The 14,787-nt window shown below is 62.2% G+C and carries 16 protein-coding genes; all 16 read right to left on the reverse strand.

All coding sequences use genetic code 11. The features are described from left to right. Positions 1–2: 2 nt before the first annotated feature. Complete coding sequence (locus ACHMXK_RS20435; RefSeq protein WP_397442352.1) at positions 3–686, reverse strand: HAD family hydrolase; 684 nt, start codon at positions 684–686, stop codon at positions 3–5. 79 nt (positions 687–765) lie between these two features. Then, on the reverse strand, positions 766–1,191 hold the full coding sequence (locus ACHMXK_RS20440; protein WP_397442353.1) for a YchJ family protein: 426 nt from the start codon (positions 1,189–1,191) through the stop codon (positions 766–768). Further along, complete coding sequence (locus ACHMXK_RS20445; RefSeq protein WP_397442354.1) at positions 1,188–1,604, reverse strand: rhodanese-like domain-containing protein; 417 nt, start codon at positions 1,602–1,604, stop codon at positions 1,188–1,190. Before ACHMXK_RS20445 ends, ACHMXK_RS20440 begins: the two co-directional genes overlap by 4 nt. A 75-nt stretch (positions 1,605–1,679) precedes the next feature. After that, entirely contained in the window at positions 1,680–2,864 is a 1,185-nt protein-coding gene (locus ACHMXK_RS20450; protein ID WP_397442356.1) for a DUF1501 domain-containing protein, read from the reverse strand. Positions 2,865–2,883: 19 nt separating this feature from the next. Beyond that, positions 2,884–4,449, reverse strand: coding sequence for a DUF1800 domain-containing protein (locus ACHMXK_RS20455; protein WP_397442357.1), 1,566 nt, complete (start codon positions 4,447–4,449; stop codon positions 2,884–2,886). Positions 4,450–4,462: 13 nt separating this feature from the next. After that, positions 4,463–4,804: a hypothetical protein gene (locus ACHMXK_RS20460; RefSeq protein ID WP_397442358.1), complete on the reverse strand. Its 342-nt coding sequence runs from the start codon at positions 4,802–4,804 to the stop codon at positions 4,463–4,465. 149 nt (positions 4,805–4,953) lie between these two features. After that, a complete protein-coding gene (locus ACHMXK_RS20465; RefSeq protein WP_397442359.1) occupies positions 4,954–6,081 on the reverse strand; it encodes an acyl-CoA dehydrogenase family protein in 1,128 nt (375 codons plus the stop codon). A 7-nt stretch (positions 6,082–6,088) separates the two neighbouring features. Beyond that, on the reverse strand, positions 6,089–7,345 hold the full coding sequence (locus tag ACHMXK_RS20470) for a glutamate carboxypeptidase (RefSeq protein WP_397442360.1): 1,257 nt from the start codon (positions 7,343–7,345) through the stop codon (positions 6,089–6,091). Positions 7,346–7,412: 67 nt separating this feature from the next. Next, positions 7,413–8,081 carry an SDR family oxidoreductase gene (locus ACHMXK_RS20475; protein ID WP_397442361.1) on the reverse strand — a complete coding sequence of 223 codons (669 nt, stop codon included), beginning with the start codon at positions 8,079–8,081 and terminating at the stop codon, positions 7,413–7,415. Between the two features lie 66 nt (positions 8,082–8,147). Next, positions 8,148–9,329: an acetyl-CoA C-acyltransferase gene (locus tag ACHMXK_RS20480; protein WP_397442362.1), complete on the reverse strand. Its 1,182-nt coding sequence runs from the start codon at positions 9,327–9,329 to the stop codon at positions 8,148–8,150. 26 nt (positions 9,330–9,355) lie between these two features. After that, positions 9,356–9,832, reverse strand: coding sequence for a hypothetical protein (locus ACHMXK_RS20485; protein ID WP_397442363.1), 477 nt, complete (start codon positions 9,830–9,832; stop codon positions 9,356–9,358). A gap of 10 nt (positions 9,833–9,842) precedes the next feature. Continuing rightward, positions 9,843–11,654 carry a bifunctional isocitrate dehydrogenase kinase/phosphatase gene (aceK, locus tag ACHMXK_RS20490; RefSeq protein ID WP_397442364.1) on the reverse strand — a complete coding sequence of 604 codons (1,812 nt, stop codon included), beginning with the start codon at positions 11,652–11,654 and terminating at the stop codon, positions 9,843–9,845. Between the two features lie 52 nt (positions 11,655–11,706). Further along, entirely contained in the window at positions 11,707–12,360 is a 654-nt protein-coding gene (can, locus tag ACHMXK_RS20495) for a carbonate dehydratase (protein ID WP_397442365.1), read from the reverse strand. A gap of 103 nt (positions 12,361–12,463) precedes the next feature. Then, entirely contained in the window at positions 12,464–13,645 is a 1,182-nt protein-coding gene (locus tag ACHMXK_RS20500; RefSeq protein WP_397442366.1) for an isovaleryl-CoA dehydrogenase, read from the reverse strand. 54 nt (positions 13,646–13,699) lie between these two features. Then, positions 13,700–14,143 (reverse strand): PaaI family thioesterase, encoded by a 444-nt coding sequence (locus tag ACHMXK_RS20505; RefSeq protein ID WP_397442367.1) that lies wholly within the window; start codon positions 14,141–14,143, stop codon positions 13,700–13,702. Between the two features lie 133 nt (positions 14,144–14,276). Then, on the reverse strand, positions 14,277–14,687 hold the full coding sequence (locus ACHMXK_RS20510) for a MerR family DNA-binding transcriptional regulator (protein ID WP_397442368.1): 411 nt from the start codon (positions 14,685–14,687) through the stop codon (positions 14,277–14,279). Positions 14,688–14,787: the final 100 nt, after the last annotated feature.

Raw genomic sequence — 14,787 nt, forward strand, 5'->3', positions numbered from 1 at the left:
TGTCAGGCAGTGAGAGACGGCTGCACGGCCAGCAGGCCGGGCAAGGCCGCCAGATCGCTCACGACATGGCGCACCCCCGCCTGGCGCAAGGCCGCGGGTGCGTCATGGCCGGCCTCGGCCGGGCTGTAACCAAACACCGTGGCCCCGGCCGCAACCCCGGCCGTGGCGCCGGTCACCGTGTCCTCGACCACCGCGCAACGTTTGGGATCAACACCCAACGCGGCCGCCGCCGCCAGGTAGACATCGGGCGCCGGCTTGGAGCGCGGCATCTCGTGGCCGCTGAAAATACGGCCCTTGAAATAAGGCATGAGCCCGCACTTCTCCAGCTGCAGTTCGACCTTGAAACGATCGGCGCCTGAGGCGCAGGCGATGCGGCCGCCATACAGCGCGTGAATTTTGGCCACGGCGTCCACCGCGCCGCGTATGGCCTGAACACCGGCGACCAGCCCCTGGTTGCGCCGCTCGCGAAAACGCAGCATCCAGTCTTCGGTCAGCGGCTGACCGGTCTGGGCTTCGATCAGGGCGGTCTCGTCCTTGACAGCCTTGCCGATGAAGAGGCGCATACATTCGGCGGAGGTGAGTGTCCAGCCCAACTCTTCCAGCATGTCGCGCAACACCCCATTGGTGATGCCTTCGCTGTCCACCAGCACGCCATCACAGTCAAACAACACCGCATCGAATTTCAAAACAAACCTTTCTTGCTACCGAATAAATAGCTGATTACGCCCGCCACATCAGGGCTAGAGGCCTATTTCATGCATAAGCCTAGCGCTGATCGCCGTCCACATAGTACCAACGGCCCGCGCCTTCACCCTCTTTCACGAAACGGCTGAGCTCGTGCAGGCGCACAGCCGGGCTGCCCGGGCTTTTCTGGCGCGCAACAAATTCGACCTCGGCATGCGTGGCATCCACCAGTCGGCGCTGCCGCACCTCCAGCCCCAGCCACTTCACGCCGGGGTCGAACTCAATCTGCGCCGGGCGCTGGCTGGCATGCCAGGTGGCGAGCAGGTAGTCGGCGCGTTCCAGCACAAAAGCGGTGTAACGCGAGCGCATCAGCGACTCGGCGTCCGGCGCCGGCGTGCCGGCGAAGTCGTCCAGGAAGTGGCCGCAGCAGCGGGCCAAGGCCAGCGGTTTTTTGGCCGGGCCCAAGCGGCCGCAGGGACAGGGCGGGGACGGTGGCGAAGTTGTCATGCGCCCTTTTTCGCCTTGCGCTCTTCCAGGGTTTCGGTTGGCGCGCCCTGTTTGACCCACTCGGTATAACCGCCGTCAATGTGGGCGACATTGCTCATGCCCATGTCCTGCAAGGTTTTGGTCGCCAGCGCGCTGCGCCAGCCGGCGCCGCAAAACAGGATGAACTCACGGCTCTCGTCGGCAAAAAGCGGCTTGTGATAAGGGGAAGCCGGGTCCACCCAGAACTCCAGCATGCCGCGCGGCGCATGGAAAGCGCCGACCACCGTGCCCGCCGCCAGTTCGCGCACGTCGCGGATGTCCACCATCTGCACTTTGGGATCGGCGAGTTTGGCCTTGGCCTCTGCAACGCTATAGGTCTTGACCTCGGCCATGGCCTCGTCGACGAGGGCCTGGAAACCTTTGGTGATGGGCATCCGCGTTCTCCTGAAAATGTTCGGGCGGCACAGGCCTCGAACACCCAAGAATAGCGGACACGGAGGCCACCTGCTTCAGAGCAGGCCCAGATCCCGCGCTTTGATACCGGCAAACACCTGGTCGAGCTGGCCGGTGTTGAGCCCGAACTGGCGCGCGAACAGGCCCGCCAGCACCGCCCGGTACTCGTTGAGCACGGGGTAGTCGCGGTTCTGGAACAAGCTGGCGGGTTCGATCCGGACCTGCTCGCCCACCAGCCTTTGGCCGCGCACGCTGCCGCCCAGCACCCAATACACCGTGCCGTGGCCGTGGTCGGTGCCGCGGTTGCCGTTTTGCCGGAAGGTGCGACCGAACTCGCTCACCACCACCACCGTGGTGTCGCGCCAGGCCGGTCCCATTTCCTGCGCAAAAGCGGCCAGGCCCTGGCCGAGTTCGTCCAGCCGGTTCGCCAGATAACCCTGGGCACCGCCCTGGTTGACGTGGGTATCCCAGCCGCCTACATCGACAAAACCGAGGTTGTAACGATCACGCATCAGGCGTGCGATGCGGCGCGCCTCGCCGCCAAATCCCTTGGCCGTCATGGCGTTGCGGCTGGCCGCGTCCATCTCGGCGGACATTTCGCGCATCACCTCGTCGCGCACCGAAAACCCTTCATCGACGCGCGCCGCCAGCGCCGTGCCCTGGTACATGGCCGCAATCAACTGGCTCTGGCGCATATCGACCGAAGACTTGGCAACCGCCTTGAGCGCCGCGTTGGGCACCTGGACCTTGCCTTGCAACACCAGCGGCAACTGGTTGGTGAAGGCAATAGGCGCGGCGCCGTTGACCACGGCCGCCAGCCGGTTCATGAAGCCCGAGCGGTAGTCGCGGCTGCGGTCCAGCGCCTGGCCCAGCTCTATGCTGTCCTGGGTTTCAAAATGGCTGCGCGAGCTGTCGTCGGTGCCGGCAAAGGGAATAAACGCGACTTCACCTTTTTGAAACAGCGGATACACCGTGTCGCGCAGTGCCGGGTGCAAGCCCCAGTCGGCCGTCAGCGGCAAAGCGGTGTTGAGATCGGTACCGGGGCGCGGCACGGCGATGTCGGGGCGCGCCTCGTAATAAAAATTGCTGGAGATAGGCACCAGCAGGTTGCAGGCGTCGTAAGCGCCGCGCAAAAAGACCACCAGCAGGCGCGATTGCGCGGCTGGGGCGGCCAGCAGTTGTCCAGCGCCCGCCGCCAGCGACAGGGCGGCGACGGATTGCAGCAAGTTGCGACGTTTCATGGCGGCTCCAATCAAGGGCTTAACGGCTCATCCACTCGGGGGAGGACAGCAACAAGGTGTTCCATTCCTGCGGCGAGGCGGCCTGGTCCAGCACATGCAAGGTGGCCGGGCTCAAGGTCTTGCTGATGGCCTGCTCGTACAAGGCACTGGCCAGTTGCGGAAAGGCCGGCCGCTCGCGCGGTTGCGGCTCGTCGGTCTTGAACAGGCCGGCACTGCCAGAACCGATGGCCTTGGCGATTTCAAAACGCGTGGCCATCTGGCCCGAGCTGGCCCAGGCCGAATCCACCAGGGGGTAACCGTCGGGCGTCTGGCGGCCGTACAGCGGCTCGCCCATGCGGTTCAGCCAGTTCAGGATGGGGCCGACGTTGAGTATGGTCTTGTCGTTGTAGGCCAGGCGCACGGACGAAATCACGTAACGCATCGGGTCCTTGAACTTGCGGCCAGCCGCCTGCGCAAACTCGTTAGAACTCAGCAGGGTTTGCAGGGTGGCGGCGATGTCGCCGTCACTGCGCAAAAAGGTCTGGGCCATACGTTCCACCAGCGCCGGCGGCGGATCGTCTGCCAGCCAGTACACCGCCAGCTTGCGGCTGATGAAACGCGCCGTGGCCGGCGAACGAGCCAGGCGGTCCAGCGCCTCATCAAACTCGGCCAGGCCGCGGCCACGTATGGGTTGGCCCAGGAACTCCTTGGCGCCGAAATCATGCCGCGCGGGGTTGAACATAAAGGCACCCTGGCGCACGTAAAAAGGTTGCAGCTCGGGGCGCAGCCTGGGTTCGTTGGCGCCGTTGCTGATGCCCACGCCGGTCAGGATGCGCGCCAGCTCCTGCACATCGCGCTGGCTGTAACCGGCGTTCACACCCAGCGTGTGCAGCTCCATCAGTTCGCGGGCATAGTTTTCGTTGATATGCCCGGCGGCGTTTTGCACGTTGTCCAGATAGACCAGCATGGCCGGGTGGTGCGCCACTGCGCCCAACAAGTCCCTGAACTTGCCCAGCGCACGCGGGCGGACCGCCGCATCTTCGTAGTCGCCTAGCGTGGCGCGCAGATTGGCCTTGTACTGGTGGACGCTGAAGTGGTTCATCCAGAACCAGGTCATCTGCTCCTGGATCTGGTTCGGGGAATAAAGCGCACGCAGGATGTGGCGCGTGGCCGTCTCGCGCCCCAGCCGATTCATCTCCTGCTGCCAGGCCTGCAAGGCGGCTTTTTTCTCGTCGTCGTTGGCCAGCGCCGCGGCCTCCTTGCGGCGTTGCGCCATCTCCTGCTCTAGCGCATCCACCGGGCGCTGGCTGATGGTCATGGCGTCGATTTGCGCCTGCACGGCCGGCGCCAGCCGTGCGGGGGACGGATGTAATTGCTGGTTCAGGTAGGGGGCCAGGCGGGCGCCATCCACGGATGCAACCGCCGCGGTGTTGGCGCCCCAGGTCAGGCGGTTGATCGTCCTGAACGTTTCAGTGGCGGCCGGCTTTTCCGGCGCCGAAGCTAGCGGCGCACCCGCGTTACCGGCGACGCCAGGCGCCGTGCAAGCGCTCAGCATCGCGAGCAGCACCGACAGCGCGGTGACAGGCAGAAAACGGCCGGTCGTCATGCTCGGCGCCTGCTTATCGACCGATCGCCTTGCTGTTCTTGTTGAGTTCCTGGTTCAGCGCGGCCTGGTCCTGCTTGGTGATGTGGCCGCCATCCTGCTTGGCCATGGAACGTTCTTGCGCGCGAATCGCCTTGTCATTGGCGCGCAACTGGTGCGCCTGCTTGTGGCTGAGATCGCCTTCCCTGACCTCCTGGGAAATCCGCTTGTTCTGGTTGTGGATGCGGTTGTTGACCTGCTCGCGGCGCGGATGGTCTTTCTGCCACTGCGTGTCAGCCGCAAAAACGGGGCTGCTCAAAAAACCAACGGCCGCCGTCAAGGTGAGCAAGGCCAGCGTGGTTCGGACGGAAGTCTTCATGGTGTTTTCCTTGGGGTGGGCGGCCCACCGGTTGGCGTGCCTGCTTACTCTAACGCCGGCACCGGAACCGGCGCCGACAGCCCGGATCAGCTTTACACAAGGAAAAGATCTTGGCCTGCCTGCGGCCAAAATCGAGGGGAAACCCTAGGTCACAAGGCGCGTTGGATGATGATTTTTTGCACGTCGGAGGTGCCTTCGTAAATCTGGCAGACACGTACATCGCGGTAAATACGCTCCAGCGGAAAGTCGCTGACATAACCGTAACCGCCCAGGGTCTGGATGGCGGCGCTGCAGACTTTTTCGGCCATTTCGCTGGCGAACAGTTTGGCCATGGCGGCTTCCTTCAAGCAGGGCCGTCCGGCATCCCGCAGGCTGGCCGCATGCCAGATCAGCTGGCGCGCCGCTTCAAGCTGGGTCGCACAGTCGGCCAGGCGGAAACCCACGGCCTGGTGGTTGAAGATGGCCGTGCCAAAACTCTGGCGCTCCTTGGCGTAGGCCAGGGCAAACTCGAACGCGCTGCGCGCCATGCCCACACTTTGTGCGGCAATGCCTATGCGCCCGCCTTCGAGCGCGCCTAGGGCGATCTTGTAACCTTCACCTTCGGCACCGATCAGGTTTTCGGCCGGGATGCGGCAGTTGTCGAAATTGATCTGCGCCGTGTCGCTGCTGTGCTGGCCCAGCTTGTCTTCCAGCCGCGCCACCACATAACCCGGCGCGTTGGTCGGCACCAAAAAGGCGCTCATGCCCTTCTTGCCGGCGCCCTTGTCGGTGACCGCAATCACGATGGCCGCGTGGCCGTTTTTGCCGCTGGTGATGAACTGTTTGACGCCGTTGATCACGTAGCCGTCGCCCTGCTTCACCGCCGTGGTGCGCAGCGAGGAGGCATCGCTGCCCACATGCGGCTCGGTCAGGCAAAACACCCCCAGCATCCGGCCTTGCGCGAGCGGCTCCAGCCATTGCTTTTTCTGCGCCGCGTTGCCGTAACGCATGAGGATGGCATTGACCGGGCAGTTGGTCACGCTGATGGCGGTGCTGGTGCCGCCGTCGCCGGCGGCAATCTCTTCCAGCACCAGCGCCAGGGTCAGGTAGTCGAGGTTGGCGCCGCCAAACTCTTCGGGCACACAGATGCCGTAAGCGCCCAACGCCGCCAGGCCCTGATGCGCCGCGGTCGGAAAGTCGTGTGTCTTGTCCCAGCGCGCGGCGTGGGGCCAGAGTTCTTCTTTCGCAAAAGCGCGAACCGCGTCGCGGATCATTTCCTGGTCTTGCGTGAGCAGCATGTGATGTTTACTTTCCTTGACCCAGGTCCATGATCATGCGGGTGGTCAGGTAGAGGCGGCGCGGGATCGCATCGATCATCACAAACTCGGCCTGGTTGCTGTGGTAACCGAAACCGGGCAGGCCTAGGCTTTCGATGACCGGCTTGCCGGACAGCGCCGCATAGGCTGCGTCGGTGCCGCCGCCGGTGCGGTCAACGATGGTCAGCTCGGCGCCGACTTCTTTGTAGATGGCCACGGCCATGTCCACCAGCTTGCGGCCTTCCGTGCCGGCGTTGAAGGCCGGACGACCACGCTTGATGATCACTTGCACCTGGGCGTCAGGCAGACGTTTTTTCGCGGCCTTTTCTTCCAGCACCTTCATGGCCGCTTCAAAGTCTTCGTTGCGGGCGTAACGCACGTCGGCATTCAGCGTCGCTTCATCGGGAATGATGTTGGACACCGCGCCGGATTTGGCGACGGTCCAGTTGAAACGCAAATCCTTCGCCTTGTTGTCGATATCCTGTGTGCGCAGCACCAGGTCGGAGGCCTCGACCAGCGCATTGGTGCCCAGCTCGGGCGCCGCGCCCGCGTGGGAGGCTTTGCCTTTGATCCTGGCTTCGACATAGGCGATGCCCGAGGTGCCCAGTGTCATGCCTTCTTTCATGGCCAGGGTCGGTTCGAAGGACAAGACGTAATCGTTTTCCTTGGCCAGCGCCTGGATCAGGTCACGCGAACCGAAGGAGCCTTTTTCCTCGTCGGTGTTGAACATCACGGTGATGCTGCCAAACCCCTGGAAGCCCTGGGCCTTCAACACCCGCAGCGCATGCAGGATGACGGCGATGCCGCCCTTGTCATCGGCGATGCCGGGGCCGAACGCGCGGTTGCCGTCAATGCGGAAAGGCGCTTTTTCCAGCGTGCCTTTGACGTACACGGTGTCCATGTGGGCGATCAGCAAGAGGCGCTTGCCGCCTTTACCCTGCAGGCGGCCAACGATGTTCTCACCCACCACATCACCCGCGGCCTTGTGACGTGTGACAGTTGCGCCCAGCGCCTTGAGTTCGGCTTCCAGCAGTTGACCCATGGCGCTCATGCCTTCGGCGTTGCCGGTGCCGGTTTCGATGTTGACCAGGCGCTCCAGCGTTTTCACGGTAGCCGGTTGCTCTGTCGTCGCGGCGGCAAACAAGGCGTCGTTGCGGGTTTGAGCCCAAACGCTGCCGGCGGCGAATCCGGCCGCCAGCAAAGCCGCGAAGCCAAGTGTCTTGAACTGTTGTGTTGTGTTTTTCATGCTGTTTTCTGTGAATGAACTGTCGTGAAGAAGCGTCGATTCTGCCGCGGTCCGAGCGCGGGCGCTGTCACCAAGAATCGTAGCGGCGCCCATCGTGGTGCAGGAAGGCGCCCTGATGCGCGATGCTTATCCCGGCCAGGGTCTGGCGCATGGCGCCGACGCTGGCCTGCACCGTGAGCGGCGCGTCGGCCCCGCCCATGTCGGTTTGCACCCAGCCCGGACACAGGGCCACCAGGATGGCTTTCGGGTAGTCAGGTTGGGCGGCGACCACCGCCATGTTGAGAGCAGCCTTGCTGACGCGGTAGGTCCAGCCGAAACTGGACTCCACCGCACCGATCTGCCCCATGCCGCTGCTGATGAAGGCGAACTTGCCGCCGGCGGCCTCCACCAACGGCGCCACCTGCGGGATGGCCTGCATGGCGCCCAGCACATTGGTGTGCAGGGTGCGGTCAAACTCCTCACGGGTGGGCGGCACGTCGGCGCCGGTCGTGGTGTACACACCAGCCACATACAGGGCAAGGTCTATCTTTTCGCCGTCCAGCAGCCAGGCCAGGCCGCTGATGCTGGCCGGTGTGGCCACGTCGACCTTGAGGGCCTCGGCGCCCAGGTCGCGCAACCGCTGCAAGCCTGCCTCGTCGCGCGCCGTGGCCAGCACACGCGCGCCAGCCGCGCGGTACTGGCGCACAAACTCCAGGCCAATGCCGCGCGAAGCGCCTATCACCAGGACTGTGCTCATATCGCTCGTTTCATATGAAAATTAAGCCTCCAGCCCAGGTGGGTATTGCGCAAGCAGCTATTTAATTTATAGCAACTCTATCGCCAGGGCGGTGCCTTCGCCGCCGCCGATACAGAGCGTTGCCACACCTTTTTTCAGGCCGCGGGCTTGCAGCGCATGGATCAGGGTGACGATGATGCGGGCGCCGCTGGCACCAATCGGATGACCCAGCGCGCAGGCGCCGCCGTTGACGTTGACGATGTCGTGGCTGATGCCCAGCTCTTTCATCGCGGCCATGGGCACGACGGCAAACGCCTCGTTGACTTCCCACAGGTCCACGTCTTTCACGCTCCAGCCGATTTTCTTGAGCAGCTTGTTCACCGCACCGACAGGCGCGGTGGTGAACCACTCGGGCGCCTGCGCAAAGGTGGCATGGCCAACGATGCGGGCGATGGGTTTGGCACCCAGTTCCTTGGCGGTGGAGGCACGGGTCAGCACCAGCGCGGCGGCACCGTCGTTGATCGAGGAGCTGGAGGCGGCGGTGATGGTGCCGTCTTTTTTGAAGGCCGGGCGCAAGGTGGCGATTTTGTCGAGTTTGACCTTGCCCGGACCTTCGTCGATGGCAATCACGGTCTCGCCGGCGCGGCCCTTGACGGTGATAGGGGTGATCTCGGCCGTGAAGGCGCCGGACTCGATGGCGGCCTTGGCACGCTGCACGCTGGTAACGGTGAAGGCATCTTGCGCCTCGCGCGTGAACTGGTATTTGTCGGCGCACTGCTCGCCAAACGTACCCATGGCACGGCCGGGTTCGTACGCATCTTCCAGGCCGTCCAGCATCATGTGGTCATAAATGCGGTCGTGGCCGATACGGATGCCGCTGCGGCCCTTGAGCAGCAGATGCGGCGCATTGGTCATGCTTTCCATGCCGCCGGCGACCATCACGTCGCGGCTACCGGCGACAAGCTGGTCGTGTGCGAGCATGGTGGCTTCCATGCCGGAGCCGCACATTTTGGAGAGCGTGACCGCACCGGCACTGGCCGGCAAGCCGCCCTTGAAACCGGCCTGGCGCGCGGGCGCCTGGCCCTGGCCCGCCATCAGGCAGTTGCCGAACAAGACTTCGTCGACCTTTTCTGGCGCGATGCCGGAACGGGCTATGGCCGCCTTGATGGCCGCGCCACCCAGGTCATGTGCGGACAGGCTGGTGAAATCGCCTTGAAACGCGCCCATGGGGGTGCGGGCGGCGCCGATGATAACGATGGAATCAGACATGGTTTTCTCCTTGATAAAAAAGTGAATCATTGAACCAGCGCGCCGCGTTCTTCCTGAGCGACGCGCAAGATGTATTTCTGAAAGCCCGGGTCCTCGCGGCGCAGCAGCAGCGGCAAGGCATTGAAAAAACTTTCGCGCTGGCACCACTCGCGCATGTAGTCGTCCCAGCTGTTCCAGCGACGCGCCTCGACCTCGCTCATGCGATCGCCCCAAGCCACAAGGTAGGCGCGCTCGAACAGGGAGATCAGCATATCGAAAATAATCATGGTGCGCTCGTTCTGCTCGCGCGTCGGGTTGTCCAGCGGTTCGTTGGTACGCAGGCGCAGGTCGGGGTTGGCCAGCACGGTTTTCAGGAAGTCGTTATAGGCGTCCGACAAGGACTGGTAGGCGGCCTCTTCCTCGTTGTTGCGCTCCTTGCGTTGTTCCAACGCAAAAAAGATGATCGCAAACGGCAAGGCCAGGGCCGTGACCACAAAACTCGCATATTCCCAAACGTCTCTCATGCTGGCGTCCTCAAGCTTTCCGCGCGGCGTATTTTCGCCCGAAACGCCGGTCCCGTTCGTAGGGAAACACGTCATGCACATGGCCGGCGGCAATCCGCTCCTTGTGGCTTTGCCAGAAGGCCGCGTCCAGCAGCTCGCTGTGGTGTTTCATGAACACCTCGCGCACCGCGTCGTTGCCGAGCAGAAAGGGGGCAAAGGTTTCCGGGAACACATCCTTGGGCCCGACCGTGTACCAGACCTCGCCGCTCATTTCTTCTTCCTCGTTGCGCGGTGTCGGCACGCGGCGGAAGTTGCAGTCGGTGATGTATTCGATCTCGTCGTAGTCGTAAAACACCACCTTGCCGTGGCGTGTGATGCCGAAGTTTTTCCACAACATGTCGCCGGGAAAAATATTCGCCGCCACCAGGTCCTTGATGGCGTTGCCGTATTCAACCACCGCACGTTCGATCTGCTCCCGCGCCTCGGGCTCCTTGACGCCGATGTCAAAAGCTTCCTGCAGGTAGATATTGAGCGGGATCATGCGGCGCTCGATATACACGTGTTTGATGATGACTTCGGTTTGCCCGTCGCCGTCGCGGTCGCTGATCTCCAGCTGGCTGGGCGCAAATTTTTCAATCTCGGCGATCAGTTCGTCGTCAAAACGATCGCGCGGGAAAGCGACTTCGCGGTACTCCTGGGTATCGGCCATGCGCCCGACACGGTCGTGTTGCTTGACCAGCAGGTATTTGCCCTTGACCTTTTCACGCGTCGTGTCTTTTTGCGGCGGGTAGTAGTCCTTGATGACCTTGAACACATAAGGAAACGAAGGCAGGTCAAACACCAGCATGACCATGCCCTTGATGCCGGGCGTGATGCGAAACTTGTCGGAGGAATGCCTCAGGTGGTGTAAAAAATCGCGGTAAAAAAGTGTCTTGCCCTGTTTGGCCAGGCCTAACGCGTTGTAAATTTCCGCGCGCGGCATACGCGGCATCATGCTGCGCAAAAACTGCACGTAGGCGGAAGGCACACCCATGTCGACCATGAAATAGGCGCGCGCAAAGCTGAACAGCATCAGCAGGTCGTCTTCACCAAACAAGGCGGCATCAATGATCAGCTTGCCGTGTTTGCCGTGCAGCAAAGGCAAGGCCACTGGCAGCTCGCTGAAGCCGTTGATGATTTTGCCGACGACGTAAGCGCCCTTGTTGCGAAAAAACAGGCCGGACAAAACCTGGATCTGAAAATTGGCCCGCAGCTTGACATCACCCAGGCGCTCACGCAGGGCCAGGGCCACGTAGCCGGCGTCACGTGACAGGTCTTCAAAATCGAGGTGCAAATCAAAGTCCTGCACCAGCTGCATCACCGTGGCCTGCAGGGTCTCGGGGGTCGGGTAATACGCGCGATACGTCGGCAGCGCGGCCGGCTCTTCGTTCTCGATGTATTCGGTGCTGACCGCGGGCCGGACAAAAATGAAATCGTTCTGGAAATAACTGCGGTGCAGGATTCTGGTGGTGACCGAGTTGAAAAAAGACTCGGCCAACTCCGGCTGCTGGTGGTTTACCAAGAGGCCAATGAAATGCAGCTTGACCTGGTGCCACACATCCATGGATTGTTCGCCGGCCTTGAACTCGCGCTCCAGCCGCTTCGAGGCCTCGCGCACCCGCAGGTCGTAAAACTCGATGCGTTCCCGCTGCGCGCGTTGCTGGCCATGCCAGTCCCCCGTTTCAAAACGGTGTTTGGCGCGCGCCGACTCGCTGCGAAACAGCTGGTAATGGCGGTTAAAGCCATCCCGCATCGCTTTGGCGATGTCGTAAGCAAGCGGCGAGTCGAGGCGCTGGGGGAACATGGACAAGGCTTCCGGAAGCAGGCGACAGCGTGTCGGGAAGGGTCCCGCGACTTTAGCGGCGCGCCGCCGCCACGCCGGCCACGGCGGCTTGGTAGCGGACATCCAGCCCTTCGTTGCTGTCCACGGACATGTTCAGGTTGTTGATGAGCCCGTCCTTGAGCCCATAACACCAACCGTGCAGCGTGACCTTTTGGCCACTGGCCCAGGCGTCTTGCAGCACGGTGGTCTGCGCGATGTTGACGACCTGTTCAATGGCGTTGAGCTCGCACAGCGCATCGTGACGATGTTCGGGCGCGACCGCGGCAATCAGTCCGAGGTGTTTGTCGCGCACATCCTTGACGTGGCGGATCCAGTTGTCGGCCAGGCCCACGCGGATGTCGTTCAGCGCCGCCAACACGCCGCCGCAGCCATAGTGGCCCACCACCATCAGGTGTTCGACGTGCAACTGGTCCACGGCGTACTGGATGGTGGACAGGCAGTTCAGGTCGGTGGGCACCACCACGTTGGCCACATTGCGGTGCACGAAGATTTCGCCCGGCTCCAGACCGGTGATCTGATTGGCTGGCACGCGGCTGTCGGAGCAGCCAATCCACATGTAGCGCGGCTTTTGCTGTGCCATCAGCCCTGTGAAGAAACCTGGACGCTCGCGCTCCATCTGCGCGGCCCAGGCACGGTTATGGGCAAAGAGGTCTTGAATGGAGGTCATGGAGACTATTTTCACCTTCTTTGACAGTTGTGCCGGTCTGCTGGCGTCTGTCCGACTTTCGATCCGGGGCATTCATGCGACGAGGCCATGACCAATTCGGGATTTACATCGTCTCCGCGAACAGCTCGCGCCCTATCAACATGCGGCGTATTTCACTGGTGCCGGCGCCGATTTCGTACAGCTTGGCGTCGCGCCAGAGCCGGCCCAGCGGGTAGTCGTTGATGTAGCCGTTGCCGCCGAAAATCTGCACGCCCTCGCCGGCCATCCAGGTGGCTTTTTCCGCGCACCAGAGAATGACCGAAGCGCAGTCCTTGCGCACCTGGCGCACGTGTTCGGTGCCCAGCATGTCCAGGTTTTTGGCGACGGTGTAGGCAAACGAGCGCCCAGCCTGCAACACGGTGTACATGTCGGCAACCTTGCCCTGGATCAGCTGGAACTCGCCGATGGAGGTGCCGAACTGCTTGCGGTCGTGGATATAGGGAATCACACTGTCCATGACCGACTGCATGATGCCCAGGGGGCCGCCGGTCAACACCGCACGTTCATAGTCCAGGCCGCTCATCAAGACCTTGGCACCGCCGTTGAGGCCGCCCAGGATGTTTTGCGCCGGGACTTCCACATTGTTGAAGACCAACTCGCCGGTGTGGCTGCCGCGCATGCCCAGCTTGTCGAGTTTTTGCGCAACGGAAAAACCCTTCATGCCTTTTTCAATCAAAAAGGCCGTGACACCACGTGCGCCCAGTTCGGGCTCGGTTTTGGCGTAAACCACCAGGGTATCGGCGTCCGGCCCGTTGGTGATCCACATCTTGCTGCCATTGAGAACGTAATAACCGCCTTTGTCTTCGGCTTTCAGTTTCATGCTGATCACGTCGCTGCCGGCGTTGGGCTCGCTCATGGCCAAGGCGCCCACATGTTCACCACTGATGAGTTTGGGCAGGTATTTTTTGCGCTGCTCGTCGCTGCCGTTGCGCTTGATCTGGTTCACACACAGATTGCTGTGCGCCCCGTAAGACAAACCCACCGAGGCGCTGGCGCGGCTGATTTCCTCCATGGCGATCATGTGCGCCAGATAACCCATGTTGGCGCCGCCGTATTCTTCGCTCACGGTGATGCCCAGCACGCCCAATGCACCCATTTTTTGCCACAAATCCATGGGAAACTGGTCGTTGCGGTCTATCTCGGCGGCACGCGGTGCGATTTCGCTTTGGGCAAATTCACGCACGGCATCGCGCAACGCGTCAATGTCTTCGCCGAGCTGGAAATTGAGTCCTGGCATGTTGGTCATGATGGTCTTTCTGAAGGCTGAAGGCGCGCGCTGGAGAGGGTCCGGGACGCGTGTTTAATAGGTTTTGGGGACTGGAACAAGCGTCTGCTGCATCAGGGCGCAGGCACTTTCCTTGCCGCCTGCGTCCAGGTGTGTCACTTCCGCCGTGGTCACAATAATGCGTTTTCCGGCCTTGGTCACACGGCCCACCGCGCGCAGCTCGCCGTCCCTGAAAGCGGCCAGGAAATTGATTTTGTACTCGACCGTGGTGACCTCGGCGTCCAAAGCCGCCACCGTCAATGCGGCATAACCGCCGGCAATGTCGGCCAGCGCGCCCATGGCGCCACCGTGAAAACCGCCCTGCTGCTGGGTGACACGCTCCGAATAAGGCAGCGCCACCTCACACAGGCCGGGCTCCACACGCAGCAGCCGGGCACCCAGGTGCTGCATCAGCCCCTGGCGTAAAAAGCTTGTCTCGATGCGCCGGAACAGTTCTGACGGCGCGGTGGATGCGTCCATGTGAAAGGCCTGTGAAAGGTGTGGAAGGGAGACTTTTTTTGATTGACGTTTACGTAAACGTCAATTATGACTGATTTAGCGGAACGCCTCACAAGCCCCGCGGGACATGCTGAGCCGGCGCAGAAACCGAAACTCACAAGGAAGCGGTTTTGGGCTTTTCAGCCTTGCCCAGCAAGGCTTTGGCGTCTTTTTCGTGGGTACGTATCTCATCCAGGTTGGCCTGCAAGTCCAGCATCTGCGCTTCCAGCTTCTTGCGGTGTTCGGCAAGAATGGCCAGAAATTTTTTGAGTTGCGGGGCCGTGTCGCGCGGGCTGTCGTAAGAATCGATGATTTCCTTGGCCTCCACCAGGGACAGCCCCAGACGCTTGGCGCGCAGGGTGAGCTTGAGCCGCGTGCGATCGCGTGCGGTGTAGACCCGGTTGCGCCCGCCCGGCCCTTCGCGCTGCGGCTGCAGCAGCCCCATGTCTTCATAAAACCGGATGGCGCGAGTCGTCAGGTCGAACTCTTTGGCCAGATCGCTGATGGAGTAGGTGGTGCTTGCCATGCTGTGAAACCCTGGGGACAGGACCTTTGTGAAACCGCCCGATAAATCAGGTGTAATGAGGGATCTTCGAATTTACGTTAACGTAAACGTCAACCTACCG

Origin of the sequence: Polaromonas sp. UC242_47, from assembly GCF_044452385.1 — a bacterium.
In the GTDB taxonomy this organism is placed as follows: Bacteria; Pseudomonadota; Gammaproteobacteria; order Burkholderiales; family Burkholderiaceae_C; genus Polaromonas.